This window comes from Sphingomonas taxi, from assembly GCF_000764535.1.
GTDB classification, from domain to species: Bacteria; Pseudomonadota; Alphaproteobacteria; order Sphingomonadales; family Sphingomonadaceae; genus Sphingomonas; species Sphingomonas taxi.
Genome location: NZ_CP009571.1, coordinates 1,050,619 through 1,066,369, shown reverse-complemented (window position 1 = coordinate 1,066,369; position 15,751 = coordinate 1,050,619). Strand labels below are relative to the sequence as shown.

The following is a 15,751-nucleotide window of genomic DNA, read 5'->3' as shown; positions in this document are numbered from 1 at the left end:
GATTGGTTCGCAAGCGTAACGCATTAGCCCGGGTTGGTTTCCGAGTCCGGTGACGACCCCGCTCGACTCAGCGGAACGGCGGCTCGTCGAAGGCGCGCAGCTTGCGGCTGTGCAGCTTGGCGCCCTCCAGCCGCAATTGCTCGCAGGTCTCGATGCCGATCCGCATATGCTCGCTGATCGCGCGCTCGTAGAAGCGGTTGGCCTGGCCGGGCAGCTTGAGTTCGCCGTGCAGCGGCTTGTCCGAAACGCAGAGCAACGTGCCGTAGGGCACGCGGAAGCGATAGCCCTGCGCCGCGATCGTCGCCGATTCCATGTCGATGCCGACCGCGCGCGACAGTGAGAAGCGCAGCGCCGAGGCGGAATAGCGCAACTCCCAGTTGCGATCGTCGGTGGTGACGATCGTACCGGTGCGCAGCCGGCGCTTGAGTTCCTCGCCCGACTGGCCGCTGACGATCTCCGATGCGCGGGCGAGCGCCTGCTGCACCTCGGCGATCGCGGGGACGGGGATTTCAGGCGGCAGCACGTCGTCGAGGACGTGGTCGTCGCGCAGATAGGCATGGGCGAGGACATAATCGCCGATCCGCTGGGAGGGACGCAGGCCGCCGCAATGGCCGATCATCAGCCACGCCTCGGGGCGCATCACCGCGAGATGGTCGCAGATCGTCTTGGCGTTGGACGGGCCGACGCCGATGTTGACGAGCGTGATGCCGGTGCGATCGTCGGCCATGAGGTGATAGGCGGGCATCTGGTGCCGCCGCCACGCGCTGTCGTTGACCAGTTTGTCGACGTCGCCGGGATGATCGATGACGATATTGCCGGCGCCGGACAGCGCGGTGAAGCGGCTTTCCGGCCCGAGCTGCGACGCGCCCCAGCGGACGAATTCGTCGACGTAGCGGTGATAGTTGGTGAACAGCACGAAGCGCTGCGTATGTTCCGACGGCGTCCCCATATAATGGCGCAGCCGCGCGAGGCTGAAGTCGGTGCGCAAGGCGTCGAACAGCGCGAGCGGGCGCGTGCCGCCGTCCGAGATCCAGAGGCCGTCGGCGATCTCGTCGCCGATATGCGCGAGCTCGGTGGCGGGGAAGTGACGCGACAATTCGGTCGCCGAGACGGTGTCGAGGCTCAGCGCATGACCCGGATCTAGGACATAGGGGAAGGGGATTTCCTGCCGGCCCGGCACCGCCTCGACCTCGACGTCATAATCCTCAAGCAGCAGCGTCAGCTGTTCGGTGAGATAGTCGGCGAACAGCGCCGGCTTGGTGACGCTGATCGTATAGTCGCCGGGCGAGACGAGCCGGCCGAACGAGCGCAGCGGCGCCGGGCGGTCGCCGACGCTGGCGTAGCGCAAATGGATGACGGGATAGGCGAACGACCCGTCGACCCGGCTTTCGGGCGAGGGCGGCGTACCGTCGGTCAGATAGGCGTTGAGTGCGGTCTGCAACCGTTCGACGGAGGCGCGATAGAGGGTGTCGAGGTCGGCGACGATCCGGGATGCGAGTGTCATCCCGGATGGTTACGCGGCGGTGGTGACGCTGGCAAGACAATGGCATGCCCGCAGGCCCTCCCCCCTTGCGGGCAGGCAGTCGCCTATGAGCGTCAGAGTGGTTCGGATGCATTCCAAACCCGATCCGTCACCCCGGACTTGATCCGGGGTCCCGCTTCTTCGGACGGTGCGGAGAAGCGGGATGCCGGATCAGGTCCGGCATGACGGAGATATCAGGGCAGGTGCGACACCCTCGCTGCCCGGGAGGACGACGGGATCAGAGCTCGCCGAGCAGATATTCCGCGCTGCTGACCTTGAACTCGCCGGGGGCCTCGACGTGGAGCTGCTTCACGACGCCGTCCTCGACCAGCATCGTGTAGCGCTGGCTGCGCTTGCCCATCGCGAACTTGCTGCCGTCCATCGTCAGGCCGATCGCCTCGGCGAAATCGGCATTGCCGTCGGCGAGCATCGTGATGCCCTCCGCGTTGGCCGACTTGGCCCACGCACCCATCACGAAGGGATCGTTGACCGAGATACAGGCAATCTCGTCGATGCCCTTGGCGGCCAGTTCCTCGCGCTTGTCGACGAAGCCGGGCAGGTGCTTGGCCGAACAGGTCGGGGTAAAGGCGCCGGGCACGGCGAACAGCGCGACGGTGCGGCCGTCGAACAACGCATTGGTCGTGATCTGGTCCGGGCCATCGGAGGTGACCTTGGTCAGGGTGGCGGCCGGTATCTTGTCGCCGACGGTGATCGTCATCTTGGGTCTCCGATGCTGGATTGCGGGTGGTCGCCGGACGGCGCCACGCCGCGGGAGGTCGGGCATGACGGCGTTGATTTCAAGCATGGCAGAAGCCGTGGCGCAGCTTATGTTCGCCGCGATGCACTATCGACCCTTCCTTGCCGGCCAGTTCCTTCTCGCGATGCCGGGTATGCGCGACCCCAGCTTCGACCATGCGGTGATCGCGATGTGCGCGCACGACGCCGATGGCGCGATCGGCATCGGCGTCGGCGCGACGATCGAGGGGCTGAGCCTGCACGATCTGCTCGACCAGTTCGAGATCCCGCACGGCGTCGCGCCCGACGCGCCGGTGCATTTCGGCGGCCCGGTCGATCCGCGGCGCGGCTTCGTCGTCCATTCGAGCGACTGGAGCGGACAGGATACGATCGACGTCGCCGGCCGCTGGTCGCTGTCGAGCACCGTCGACGTGCTGCGCGCGATCGCCGAGGGCAGCGGTCCGACGCGCTATCTCGTCGCGCTCGGCTATGCCGGCTGGGGCGACGGCCAGCTCGAAGGCGAGCTGACCCGGCCGGGCTGGTTCCATGTCGCCGGCGACGAGGATCTGCTGTTCGATACCCCTGCCGGGCGGCGCTGGACCGCGGCCTTCGGCAAGGCGGGGATCGACGCGCGACTGCTCGTCCCCGACGCCGGCACCGCCTGACCGCGCCGCGGCCGACGACATATAAAGATATCTTTATATTTGATCCGCGCGGCCGGAGCGGCTAAGGGGCCGGCATCCATCTTCTTCAGGAGCATGACACGTGGCTACTGCGCTCGCGGTCGAACAGAACGATTACGTCATCAAGGACATCGGCCTCGCCGATTTCGGCCGCGCCGAGATCCGCATCGCCGAGACCGAGATGCCCGGCCTGATGGCGCTGCGCGACGAGTTCGGCGCGAGCCAGCCGCTCAAGGGCGCGCGCATCACCGGTTCGCTGCACATGACCATCCAGACCGCGGTGCTGATCGAGACGCTGACCGCGCTCGGCGCCGACGTGCGCTGGGCGACCTGCAACATCTTCTCGACGCAGGACCATGCCGCCGCCGCGATCGCCGCGACCGGCGTGCCGGTGTTCGCGGTGAAGGGCGAGAGCCTGGCCGAATATTGGGATTATGTCGGCGACATCTTCTCGTGGGATCGTGACGTCGAGGGCCAGACCGCCAACATCATCCTCGACGACGGCGGCGACGCCACGATGTTCGCGCTCTGGGGTGCGAAGCTCGAGGCCGGCGCGACGCTCGGCGAGCCCGAGAATGAAGAAGAGGTCGAGTTCCAGCGCGCGCTCAAGGCGTTCATCGCCAAGAAGCCGGGCTATCTGACCGAGACGGTCAAGAACCTGAAGGGCGTGTCCGAAGAGACGACGACCGGTGTCCACCGCCTGTACGAGATCGCCAAGAAGGGCGAGCTGCCGTTCCCGGCGATCAACGTCAACGACAGCGTCACCAAGTCGAAGTTCGACAACCTCTACGGCTGCAAGGAATCGCTGGTCGACGCTATCCGTCGCGCCACCGACGTGATGCTCGCCGGCAAGGTCGCCGCCGTCGCCGGTTTCGGTGACGTCGGCAAGGGCTCGGCCCAGTCGCTGCGCAACGGCGGCGCCCGCGTGATGGTCACCGAAATCGACCCGATCTGCGCGCTGCAGGCGGCGATGGAGGGCTTCGAGGTCGTGACGATGGACGAGGCGGTCAAGCGCGCCGACATCTTCGTCACCGCGACCGGCAACGCCGACGTCATCACCGCCGATCACATGAAGGCGATGAAGCCGATGTCGATCGTCTGCAACATCGGCCACTTCGACAGCGAGATCCAGATCGCCGCGCTGTCGAACTACAAGTGGAGCGAAGTGAAGCCGGGCACCGACCTGGTCGAGTTCCCCGACGGCAAGCAGATCATCGTCCTCGCCAAGGGCCGTCTGGTCAACCTCGGCTGTGCGACCGGCCACCCGTCGTTCGTGATGAGCGCGAGCTTCACCAACCAGACGCTCGCGCAGATCGAGCTGTGGACCGCGGGCGAGAAGTACAAGAACGAAGTGTACGTCCTGCCCAAGCATCTCGACGAGAAGGTGGCCGCGCTCCACCTCGAGAAGCTCGGCGTCAAGCTGTCGAAGCTGTCCGAGAAGCAGGCGAGCTACATCGGCGTGCCGGTCGAAGGGCCGTTCAAGCCGGATCATTATCGCTACTGATCGTCCGCGATCGTGGTGGGAAGGGGCGGTGCCGAAAGGCGCCGCCCTTTTTCTTTGCACGCGCCCCGGCGGAGACGGTGCCACCAACTCTCATTGCTGCTGCCGTAGGTTGCGTTCTACACTCGGGCCGTGCACGCCGTGTCGGGCGTGACGAGGGGTAAGCGTTGATCCAGCTTTCGGTGATGGCGGCAGTCCTGTGTGGCGCGGTGCTGGCGGCGCTGGTCGCCGCCGGCGGCTTCGCGCTGTTCGTCGGCTGGCGGCTGCGCGGCGAGGCCGCCGCGGTGATCGCGCGCAGCCGCGAGGCCGAGGTGTTGCGGAGCGTTTCGCCGGCGATGGCTATGCTTGTACGCGCCGATGGGCGAATCGAGATGCCGCCGCGACTGGTCGAATGGCTGGGACTGTCCGTCGCGCCGCGCTTCCTAGGCGATCTTGCCGCGGAAGGGGCGGGGCTGCCCGCCGAGGAGGCCGAGGCGCTCGCCACCGACGTGCAGGCGGCGCAGCGCGCGGGACGCGGCTTCGTCCGGGCGCTGCATCCGATCGGCTCGGGCCGGGCGATCACGATTCGCGGCAGCCGTGCGCCGGGCGAGCTCGGCGCCACCGGGGCGGTGGTCATCTGGACGCTCGACGCCACCGACAGCGAGGCGGAGATCACGCATTTGCGCGATCAGGTCGAGCAATTGTCGATCGCCTTCGAGGCGCTGACCGGGCTGATCGAGGCGGCGCCGTTGCCGATGTGGTATCGCAGCGGCGACATGCGGTTGGCGATGGTCAACAGCGCCTATGTCCGCGCGGTCGACGGCGTCGACGCCGCCGACGTCATCGGTCGCCAGCTCGAACTGGTCGAGGGATCGGGGCGCGGCGGACCGCGCGCCGGCGCCCATGCCGCGCGGGCGTCGGGAGCGCCGCAACGCGAGGTCCTGCCCGCGACCATCGGCGGCGAGCGCCGCTCGCTCGAAGTGCACGACGTGCCGTTGCCGACTGGCGGGGTGGCGAGCTTCGCGGTCGACATCGAGGATCTCGAACAGTCGCGCGCAGGGGCCAAGCGCTTCGCCGACGCGCAACGCGCGCTGCTCGACCGCCTCTCGGCCGGTGTCGCGCAATTCGGCCCCGACCGCGGCCTTGTCTTCTGCAACCAGCCGTTCCGGCGGATGTTCGCGATGCGCGCCGAATGGCTCGCCGACCGGCCCGAATTCGACCGCGTGCTCGAACGGATGCGCGAGGCGAGCCGCGTGCCCGAGGTGCGCGACTTCCCGAGCTGGAAGGCGGAACGGCGCGGCTGGTTCGTCCCCGGCGAGACGGCGAGCGAAGAGAATTGGCATCTGCCCGGCGGCACCCATCTGCGCGTCGTCGCGCAGCCGCTGCCCGACGGCGGCCTGCTGACGATCTTCGAGGACCGTACCGAGGAGGTGCAGCTCGCCAGCGCGCGCGACACGCTGCTGCGCGTGCGCACCGCCACCTTCGACAATCTGTTCGAGGCGTTGGCGGTGTTCGCCGCCGACGGCAAGTTGCAGCTTTGGAACAACCGCTTGCGCGCGGTCTGGGGGTTCGAGGAGGAATTCCTCGCCGGTCATCCGCGCGTCGATGCCTTCGCGGCCGCGGCGGCGTCGAAGCTCGCGACGCCCAATCGCGCCGCGCTGATCCCCGAGCTGGTCCGCTCCGCCACCACCGAACGCCAGCAGCGCGGCGGCCGCGTCGCCTTCGCCGACGGACGGCATTTCGCCTTCGCCGCGGTACCGCTGCCCGACGGCAATGCGTTGCTGACGATGCTCGACATCACCGACAGCCGGCGCGCCGAGCAGGCGTTGCGCGACCGCGCCAATGCGCTGGAGGCGGCGGATCGCGTCAAGACGCAGTTCGTCGCCAATATGAGCTACGAATTGCGCACGCCGCTGACCTCGATCAGCGGCTTCGCCGAGATGCTGCACGCGGGATTCGCCGGCAAGCTGACCGCAGACGCGGACGGCTATGTCGAGGCGATCCTGCAATCGGTCGAGCGGCTCGGGCTGCTGATCGACGATGTGCTCGATCTGACGCAGGGCGGCGACGATGCCGAAATCGAGCGGGTCGACGTCGACCTCGCCGCCACCGCGCGCGCCGCGGCGGAGACGATCCGGCCGGCGGCGAAGCGGCGCAAGCTCGACTTCGCGGTGGAGCTGGCGCGCTCGACCGGCCGGGTGCGCGGCGATCCCAAGCGGCTGAAGGAAGTGGTCGAGCATCTGCTGCGCCATGCGGTCGCCTCGACGCCGGAAGGCGGGCGCATCCTGCTGCACGCCGACGGCAGCGCGACGGGCGCGCGGATCGTCGTCTCCGACAATGGGTTCGGCATGGATGCGGAGAGTATCGCGCGTGCGTTCGACCGGTTCGGCGAGCCCGGCATGCAACCGACCGGCGAGCGTGCGCTGGGGCTGGGCCTGCCGCTCGCGCGCCAGTTCGTCGAGGCGCATGGCGGGCGGATCGAGCTGGTCTCGCAGCCCGGCGAGGGCACGCTGGTGACGGTGGAATTGCCGCGGCGATGAGGGGGCTGGGCGTAAGCACGACCGGCATCCGGCTTGCCGATCCGGCCGCGACGGAGGCGTTCGAGGCGTCATTTGCAGCTACCGTGTTCCTGCGGACGCAGGAACTCAGGGCCAAGCAGAGCGACGGACGGCGGGTATCGGGACTCCTGGGCTCCTGCGTTCGCAGGAGCACGGTGGAGTGGCGTGCGACCCGCCGCGGTGCATTCCGGAGGTCGGCATGACCGGCATCCGGCTTCCCGATCCCGCCGCTACTGAGGCGTTCGGCGCCTCGCTCGCCGCGCGCGTCCGTCCCGGGGACGTCATCACGTTGCAAGGCGATCTCGGCATGGGCAAGACGAGCGTCGCGCGCGGCCTGCTCGCCGCGCTCGGCCTCGCCGGCGAGGCGCCGAGCCCCAGCTTCGCGATCGTCCAGCCCTATGAGCCGCCCGAGGTCAATCTGCCGGTGCTGCACGTCGATCTCTACCGGATCGAGGATGCGGAGGAACTGGAGGAACTCGGCCTCGCCGAGGCGCTGACCGATACGCTGCTGCTGGTCGAATGGCCCGAGCGGGCGCCGGGCTATTGGCCGCAGGCGCTGGCACTCACCTTGCAGCCGGGGCCGGACGGCGGACGAATCTTGACAGCCGACGTCCCGGCGTCATGGAAGCCGCGATGGCCGATATGACCCCGCCCGCCGGCGCGCCGGCGTTCCTCGCTACGCATGGCTGGTCGGGGGACATCTCCCCCGTCGCCGGCGACGCCTCGTTCCGCCGCTATTTCCGCGTCGCCAGCGCCGGGCGCAGCGCGATCCTGATGGACGCGCCGCCGCCGCACGAGGACCCGCGGCCGTTCATCCGCATCGCGCAATGGCTGACCGACCACGGCTTCGCCGCGCCCGCGATCCACGCCGCCGACCTTTCGCAGGGCCTCGTCCTGCTCGAGGATTTCGGCGACGTGCGGCTGCGCGAGACCGCCGATGCCGATGAAGCGGCGGCGTTGCCGCATTATGCCGCGGCGATCGACCTGCTGGTGGCGCTGCGCGCGCATCCCGCCGGCGACCTGCCGCCCTATGACCGCGCGGTGCTGCATCGCGAGGCGGGGCTGTTCGTCGACTGGTATTGCCCCGCGGTCGGGCTCACCGTCGACGAGCCGGGCTATCGCGCCGCCTGGGACGCGGTGTTCGACCACGCGCTGACCGAGTCGCCGGTCACCGTGCTGCGCGATTATCATGCCGAGAATCTGATGCTGGTCGGCGCGGAGCGGCGGCTCGGGCTGCTCGACTTCCAGGACGCGCTCGCCGGGCATCCCGCTTATGACCTCGTGTCGCTGCTGCAGGACGCGCGGCGCGACGTCGATCCGATGCTGGAGGCGGCGATGCTGGCGCGCTACCGGAGCGCGACGGGGGCGGGCGACGATTTCCTCGCCGCCTATCACGTGCTCGGCGCGCAGCGGAACGCCAAGATCATCGGCATCTTCACCCGGCTGTGGAAGCGCGACGGCAAGCCGCGCTATCCGACCTTATGCCCGCGCGTCTGGCGCTATCTGGAGCGCGACCTGGCGCAACCGGCGCTGGCACCGGTGGCGCGCTGGTTCGATGCCAACGTGCCACCTGCCTTGCGCGGCGATCCGGCGGCGTTGAGCGCATGACGCGGCAGCGCATCCTGCGTCCCGATCCCGGCGGCGTCGTGCCGGCCACGGCGATGGTGATGGCCGCGGGGCTCGGCAAGCGGATGCGGCCGCTGACCGCGACGCGGCCCAAGCCGTTGGTCGAGGTCGCAGGCAAGCCGCTGATCGATCACGTCTTCGACCGGCTCGCCGCCGCCGGGGTGCAACGCGCCGTGGTCAACGTCCATTATCTCGCCGATACGCTCGAGGCGCATGTCACCAACCGCGACGACGGCATCGCGGTGGCGATCAGCGACGAGCGCGCGCAATTGATGGAGACCGGCGGCGGATTGGTGCAGGCGCGCGGCCTGCTCGGCGACGATCCGGTGCTGGTGATCAACAGCGACAATCTGTGGTTCGACGGACCGGTCGACACGCTGAAATTGCTCGCGTCGCGCTGGGACGATGCGACGATGGACGCCTTGCTGCTGGTGGTGCCCTATGCGCGCGCCAACAACCATCGGGGGCAGGGCGATTTCCGCATCGGCGCGGATGGCCGGATCATCGCGCGACGCAAGGCGGCGACGGTCGCGCCCTTCGTCTATACCGGCATCCAGATCCTCCATCCGCGCCTGTTGCGCGACTGGCCGGAGGGGCCGTTCTCCACCAACCTGTTCTGGAACCGCGCGATCGAGGCGGGGCGCGCCTATGCGCAGGTCCATCAGGGGCTGTGGTTCGACGTCGGCACGCCCGCGGCGATCCCGAAGACCGAAGCGCTGATCGCCAATGGCTGAGGCGCGCAGGCCGCAGCTCTATTCGATTCCCTCGCACAAGGCGTTCGCCGACACGCTCGTCGCCGGGTTGCTGCGGCGGGCGGGGGGCGATGCGATGACATTGGCCCGCGGGCTGGTGCTGCTGCCCAACAATCGTGCGGTGCGCGCGGTGACGAGCGCCTTCGTCCGCGCGAGCGGTGGCGGGTTGCTGCTGCCGCGGCTGGTGACGCTCGGCAGCCCCGATCTCGGCGAGGCGGTCGGCGCGGCGCTTGATCCGGCGGACGAAGGCGCACCGCCGCCGCCCGCGGTCGCGCCGATGCAGCGGCGGATGATCCTCGCCCGGCTCGTCTTCGAGGAGCGCGCGCGCGCCGGTGCGGCGATCGACGCGGCGGAGGCGGTGCGCCTCGCGGGCGAGCTCTGCCATACGCTCGACCAGTTGCTGGTCGAGGAGGTGCCGCCGACGGCGCTGCGCGATATCGACCTCGCCCCCGAACTGACCGAACATTGGCAGCGCGCATTGTCGACCTTCACGATCGTGCTCGAACGCTGGCCCGCGGAACTGGCGCGGCTCGGGCTGATCGACGCAGCGACGCGGCGGCGGATGCTGCTCGACCGGGTCGCCGAGCGGTGGCGCCAGCAACCGCCGCAGGGGATCGTCTGCGCGGCGGGCGTCACTGATCCGGCGCCGGCGGTGGCGCGGCTGCTGCGCTGCGTCGCCGAGGCGCCGCAGGGCATGACGGTGTTCGCGGGGCTCGACCTGGCGATGCCGCAGGAGGAATGGGATGCGCTCGGGCCGCACCGGCCCGATCCCGTCACCGGCCACATCCGCCGCTCGCTCGAGACGCATCCGCAATATCACCTCAAGCTGATGCTGGAGCGGATGAGCGTCGGCCGCGGCGAGGTGGCCAATTGGCCCGGCACCGCGGGGCCGGATGCCGGCGCGGTGCGCGGGCGGGCGATCGCCAACGCACTCGCGCCCGCCGCCTTCACCGGCAAATGGACCGAGCTGAAGGCGGAGGACCGCCGGCTGACCGGCGTCGCCGCGGCCGAGCTGGCGACGCCGGCCGAGGAGGCACAGACGATCGCGCTCGCGCTGCGCGGCGCGCTGGAGGAAGAGGGGCGGACCGCGGCCTTGGTCACGCCCGATCGCGCGCTGGCGCGGCGGGTGGCGGTGCATCTGCGCCGCTGGGGGATCGAGGCCAACGATTCGGCCGGGCGGCCGCTTTCGATCCTGCCGCCGGGGACGCTGCTGCTAGCGCTCGCCGAGGCGGCGGCGCAGCGCTTCGCGCCGATGGCGTTGCTCGCGCTTCTCAAACATCCGCTGGTCCGCAACGTGCCGGGCGACCGCGCCATCCGCGGCGCATGGCTCGACGGCGTGCGCGGGCTCGATCGCGGCCTGCGCGGCCCGCGGCCGGCGGCGGGGCTCGACGGGATCATGGGCCATCTGCTGACCAACAAACGCGATCGCGCCGCGGCGTGGTTCGCCGAACCGGTCGGGTTGCTCAAGCAGATCGAATTGGTGTTCGAACAGGGTATGCAGCCGCTGCCGGCCTTGCTCGCGGTGCTGCGCGAGACGGCGCAGGCGCTGTGCGGCGACGACCTGTGGTCGGGGCCGGCGGGGCGTGCTGCCGCGGAGTTTCTCGACGCGCTCGAAGCCGATGCGCCCGCCGGGCCGCCGCGGATCGCGCCCGATGGACTGGCGCCACTGCTGCGCGGGTTGCTCGACGAGGTCGCGGTGCGGCCGGGGTCGGGTGTCGGCCACCCGCGCATCGCGATCTACGGCCTGATCGAGGCGCGATTGCAGACCGCCGATCTGATGGTGCTGGGCGGGCTCAACGAGGGCGTATGGCCGGGGCGGCCGGCGCCCGACCCGTGGCTGGCGCCGCGTATCCGTGCGACATTGGGGCTGCCGGGGCTTGAGCGCGCGGTCGGCGTCGCGGCGCATGAATTCGGCCAGGCGCTCGGCGCGCCGCAGGCGATCGTGACGCGGGCGCGGCGCGATGCCGCCTCGCCGGCGCTGGCGTCGCGGCTGTGGCTACGCCTGCAGGCGATGGCGGGCGAGCGGTTCGTCCGTGCGCACGATCTCGAGCGCTGGGCGCACGCGCTCGACGATCCGCGCGAGCATCTCCCCGCCGACCGGCCGGCGCCGCTGCCCGATCCGGCGCGCCGCCCCAAGGCGATTTCGGTCACCGAGATCGACCGGCTGAAAGCCGATCCTTACGCCTTTTACGCGCGGCGGGTGCTCGGGCTGATGCCGCTCGATCCGGTCGACGCCGATCCGAGCGCGGCGTGGCGCGGCACCGCGGTGCACGACATCCTCGAACAATGGTGGAAGCGCGACCGTTGCGCCGCCGACGCGCTGCTGCCGCGCGCCACCGCGATGCTCGACGACGAGCGGACGCATCCGATGATGCGTGCGCTCTGGCGGCCGCGGCTGGTCGAGGCGATCGACTGGATCGCAAAGACGGTTGCCGTGCAGGACGCGGAGGGGCGCAAGGTCGCCTCCGCCGAGGGCAAGGGGCATATCGAGGTGGCGGGGGTGAAGCTGTCCGGCCGCTACGACCGCGTCGATCGCCTGCCCGACGGCAGCCTCGCGATCGTCGACTATAAGACTGGCAAGCCGCCGTCCGCCGCCGCGGTCAAGGCCGGCTACAGCCTCCAGCTCGGCCTGCTCGGTGCGATCGCCGAACGCGGCGGGTTCGACGACGTCTCGGGCCGTGCGGGCGGTTTCGAATATTGGTCGCTCGGCAAGAAGCGCGATCAGTTCGGCTATATCGAATCCCCGGTCGACGCCGAGGGCAAGCGCGACCGGATCGTCACCACCGACTTCACCACGATCGCGATAAGCAACTTCATCGAGGCGGCAGGCCATTGGCTGACCGGCAATGCGCCGTTCACCGCCAAGCTCGTGCCGGAATATGCGCCTTATGCCGAATATGACCAACTGATGCGCCGGGACGAATGGTATGGCCGGGACTGACCTCGCCACTTTGCCGCGGCTGAAGGGCGCGCAGGCGGCGGCGAGCGATCCGCACGCGCACGTCTGGCTGTCCGCCTCCGCCGGCACCGGCAAGACGCAGGTGCTCGCCGCGCGTGTGTTCCGGCTGCTGCTGGGCGGCACCCAGCCGGCCGCGATCCTGTGCCTGACCTTCACCAAGGCGGGCGCGGCGGAGATGGCGCAGCGGATCAGCAACCGGCTCGCCGCCTGGGTGCGGATGCCGGGGCCGCAACTCGCCGCCGATCTCGAAGCGCTCGGCGAGCGCGCGACGCCCGACTTGCAGGCGCGCGCGCGCACGCTGTTCGCCGGCGTGCTCGACGCGCCGGGCGGCGGCCTGCGCATCCAGACGATCCACGGCTTCTGCCAGAGCCTGCTCGCCGCCTTTCCGGTCGAGGCGGGGCTGACCCCCGGCTTCCGTCCGCTCGAAGCGCGCGAGGAGGCGGTGCTCGCGCGCGAGACGCTGGCGGCGCTGCTGGTCGAGGCGGAGCGCGACGGCCGCGTCCGACCGATCGAGACGATCGGCGCGCTGTCGTTGCGCCTAGGCGAGGGCGGGGCGGAGAGCTTCCTGCTCGCCTGCGCGCGCTCGCTGATCGCGCTGGAGGCGCTGCCGAGCGGCATCCAGCCGTGGCTGCGCCGCACGCTCGACCTGCCGCAGGGCGATATCGGCGAGGCGCTGGCGTCCGGCTGCGACGCGATCGACGTCGATCTGGTCGAGCGGCTGGCGGCGGCGAACAAGGCGTGGGGCGCGGCGACGGGCCTCGGCCATGCCGAGACGCTCGACCGCTGGCTCGCCGCCGCGCCCGAGGCGCGTGCCGCGACCTTGCAGGAGCTGGCCGGCGTCGTGCTCACCGGCAAGAACGAGCCGCGCAAGGCGTCGAAGAAGCTGGTCGATGCCGAACCCGATTATCCCGAGCTTGCCGCGGCGCTCGGCGACCATTGCCTCGACCTGCTGTCGCTGACGCAACGCGCGGCCTATGCCGATCTGCTCGCCGACGCGCTCGACGTCGGTCGCGATTATGCGCGCGCCTATGCCGCAGCGAAGCGGCGCAGCGGCGCGGTCGATTTCGACGATCTGATCGGCGTTACGGTGCGGCTGCTCGAACAGCCCGGCATCGGCGAATGGGTACGCTACAAGCTGGATCAGGCGACCGAGCATGTGCTGATCGACGAGGCGCAGGACACCAACCTCAACCAGTGGCGGATCGTGACCGCGCTGGCGGGCGAGTTCTTCGTCGGTCGCGGCGTCCATGCGCCCTCGACGCGCACGCTATTCACCGTCGGCGATTTCAAACAGGCGATCTTCGGCTTCCAGGGGACCGACCCGATCAACTTCCGCTGGGCGGAGGGCCATTTCGCCACCCGCGCCGCCGAGGTCGAGGGGGCCGAGGACTGGCCCGAATCGGAACGCGGCCTGCCGTTTCAGCGCCTGTCGCTGACCCATTCGTTCCGTTCGACGCGCCCGATTCTCGAATTCGTCGATGCCGCGGTCGCCGCGGCGGGCGAGCCCGGCCTCGGCGCGATCGGCGCGCTGGAGGATCATGCCAGCGAGGTGCCCGGCCCCGGCACGGTCGAGCTGTGGCCGCCGGTGGTGGCGGGTGGCAGCGACGAGGACGAGGAAGCGTGGATCGACGACGCCGTCCGCGAACAGGCGGTGTGGATCGCCCGCGCGGTGCGCGACTGGATCGACGGCGGGCTGATGCTGGAGAGCAAGGGTCGGCCGCTGCGCCCCGAGGATGTGATGATCCTCGTCAAGCGGCGCGGCGATCTCGCCTCGCTGATCGTCGCGCGCCTCTATGCCGAGGGCGTGCCGGTGGCGGGCGTCGACCGGCTGCGGCTCAATTCGCCGCTGGCGGTGCAGGATTTGCTCGCCGCGGTGCGCTTCGCCTTGCAGCCGGAGGACGATCTGTCGCTGGCGTCGCTGCTGGTGTCGCCGCTGATCGGCTGGACGCAGGACGAATTGATGCACGCCGCGCCGCGCGATCACGGCAGCCTGTGGCGGCATCTGACGCTCACCCAGTCGGACGAACGGCTGGCGCCGTTGCGGTCGATGCTGCTGCGTGCCGATATCGCCACGCCCTATCAGTTCCTCGAAGAGCTGTTGTCCGGTCCGCTCGACGGACGGCGCAAGCTGCTGCGCCGGCTGGGTGCCGAGGCGCGCGATCCGATCGAGGAACTGCTCAACGCGGCATTGGCGTTCGAAACGACCTCGACGCCGTCGATGCAGCGTTTCCTCGACTGGTTCGATCGCGGCGATGTTGAGATCGTCCGCGATCCTTCCGCGCCGCTCGACGCGGTGCGGGTGATGACTGCGCATGGCGCCAAGGGCTTGCAGGCGCCTTTGGTGATCCTCGCCGACGCGACGGTCGATCCGACCGCCGCGCCTCGCGCGCTGGTGCGCTGGTCGCCCGAGCCCGGCGCGCAGCCGATCCCGATCTTCCGCCCGCGCTCCGCCGAGCGCGGCGGGCCGCTCGACGTGGCGATCGGCGAGGTCGAGCGGCGCGAGCTGGAGGAGCATTGGCGGCTGTTCTACGTCGCCGCGACCCGTGCCGAGGAACGGCTGGTGATCGGCGGCGCGCTCGGCCCGCGCGCCAAGGGCGAGCCGCCGGTGGCGAGCTGGTATGCCGCCGCGTCGCGCGCCTTCGATGCGCTGGGCGTCGCGGGGGAGGGGCCGCGCGTCTTCACCGGCCGCGTTGCGCAGCCGCCGGTGAAGACGCGTCCCGCGGCAAAGGCGCAGCGCGTCGAGATGGTCGTCCTGCCCGAATGGGCGCAACGTCCCGCGCCGATCGAGAGCCGGCCGTCGCGGCCGCTCGCGCCGTCGGCGATCGGCGAGGACGAGGTGAGTGATCCGCCGCCCGGCCCGGCGCTGCGCGCCGCTGCGGAGCGCGGGCGGCTGTTCCACGCTTTGTTCGAGCGCCTCCCGGCGGTCGCGCCCGACGCACGCGCCGCCAGTGCCGAACGCTGGCTCGCCACCGCGGGCGGCGTCACCGACCCTGCGGTACGCGCGGAGATCGCCGCGGGCGTGCTCGCGGTGCTCGACGATGCGCGTTTCGCCGATCTGTTCGGCGGCGACGCGCTGACGGAGGCTCCGATCGCCGCGACGCTCCCGAACGGCTTAGTCGTGTCGGGAACGGTCGACCGGCTGCTGATCGCGCCGGATCATATCCGCGTCGTCGACTTCAAGACCGGCCGGCGCGTGCCGGACGCTGTCGCGGACATCCCGCTTTATCACCTCGATCAGATGGCGGCCTATGCCGCGGCGCTCGCCACCATCTTCCCCGAACGTCGGATCGAGGCGGCGTTGCTCTATACGAGCGGCCCGCGGCTGTTCGCGCTCGAGCCGGCGCTGCTCGACGCGCACAAGCCGCGCTTTCGCCTCCGGGAGCAAAGCTAGGGCGCCGACGGTTGAGCCGGGGTCCGCGCCATCCTAGATGGGCTG

10 protein-coding genes are annotated in these 15,751 nt (G+C 70.3%); 8 read left to right on the top strand and 2 right to left on the bottom strand.

Annotated elements, in window-relative coordinates; all coding sequences use genetic code 11:
• Window positions 1-67: 67 nt before the first annotated feature.
• Window positions 68-1,504 (bottom strand): AMP nucleosidase, encoded by a 1,437-nt coding sequence (locus MC45_RS04735; RefSeq protein WP_038660170.1) that lies wholly within the window; start codon window positions 1,502-1,504, stop codon window positions 68-70.
• Window positions 1,505-1,760: 256 nt separating this feature from the next.
• Complete coding sequence (locus MC45_RS04730) at window positions 1,761-2,240, bottom strand: peroxiredoxin (protein WP_038660167.1); 480 nt, start codon at window positions 2,238-2,240, stop codon at window positions 1,761-1,763.
• Window positions 2,241-2,361: 121 nt separating this feature from the next.
• Between MC45_RS04730 and MC45_RS04725 the strand changes: the two genes are divergently transcribed.
• From MC45_RS04725 to addA, 8 genes are all read left to right on the top strand, one after another.
• On the top strand, window positions 2,362-2,922 hold the full coding sequence (locus MC45_RS04725; RefSeq protein ID WP_038666475.1) for a YqgE/AlgH family protein: 561 nt from the start codon (window positions 2,362-2,364) through the stop codon (window positions 2,920-2,922).
• 100 nt (window positions 2,923-3,022) lie between these two features.
• Window positions 3,023-4,444 (top strand): adenosylhomocysteinase, encoded by a 1,422-nt coding sequence (gene ahcY / locus MC45_RS04720; protein WP_038660164.1) that lies wholly within the window; start codon window positions 3,023-3,025, stop codon window positions 4,442-4,444.
• Between the two features lie 164 nt (window positions 4,445-4,608).
• A complete protein-coding gene (locus MC45_RS04715; protein WP_038660161.1) occupies window positions 4,609-6,960 on the top strand; it encodes a sensor histidine kinase in 2,352 nt (783 codons plus the stop codon).
• Between the two features lie 217 nt (window positions 6,961-7,177).
• Window positions 7,178-7,624 (top strand): tRNA (adenosine(37)-N6)-threonylcarbamoyltransferase complex ATPase subunit type 1 TsaE, encoded by a 447-nt coding sequence (gene tsaE, locus MC45_RS04710; protein ID WP_081974332.1) that lies wholly within the window; start codon window positions 7,178-7,180, stop codon window positions 7,622-7,624.
• Window positions 7,621-8,586: an aminoglycoside phosphotransferase family protein gene (locus MC45_RS04705; RefSeq protein WP_179944575.1), complete on the top strand. Its 966-nt coding sequence runs from the start codon at window positions 7,621-7,623 to the stop codon at window positions 8,584-8,586. Before tsaE ends, MC45_RS04705 begins: the two co-directional genes overlap by 4 nt.
• On the top strand, window positions 8,583-9,338 hold the full coding sequence (locus MC45_RS04700) for a nucleotidyltransferase family protein (protein WP_038660155.1): 756 nt from the start codon (window positions 8,583-8,585) through the stop codon (window positions 9,336-9,338). Before MC45_RS04705 ends, MC45_RS04700 begins: the two co-directional genes overlap by 4 nt.
• Entirely contained in the window at window positions 9,331-12,297 is a 2,967-nt protein-coding gene (gene addB, locus MC45_RS04695; RefSeq protein ID WP_038660152.1) for a double-strand break repair protein AddB, read from the top strand. The genes MC45_RS04700 and addB overlap by 8 nt, the downstream gene beginning before the upstream one ends.
• On the top strand, window positions 12,284-15,706 hold the full coding sequence (gene addA, locus MC45_RS04690; RefSeq protein ID WP_038660149.1) for a double-strand break repair helicase AddA: 3,423 nt from the start codon (window positions 12,284-12,286) through the stop codon (window positions 15,704-15,706). The genes addB and addA overlap by 14 nt, the downstream gene beginning before the upstream one ends.
• Window positions 15,707-15,751: the final 45 nt, after the last annotated feature.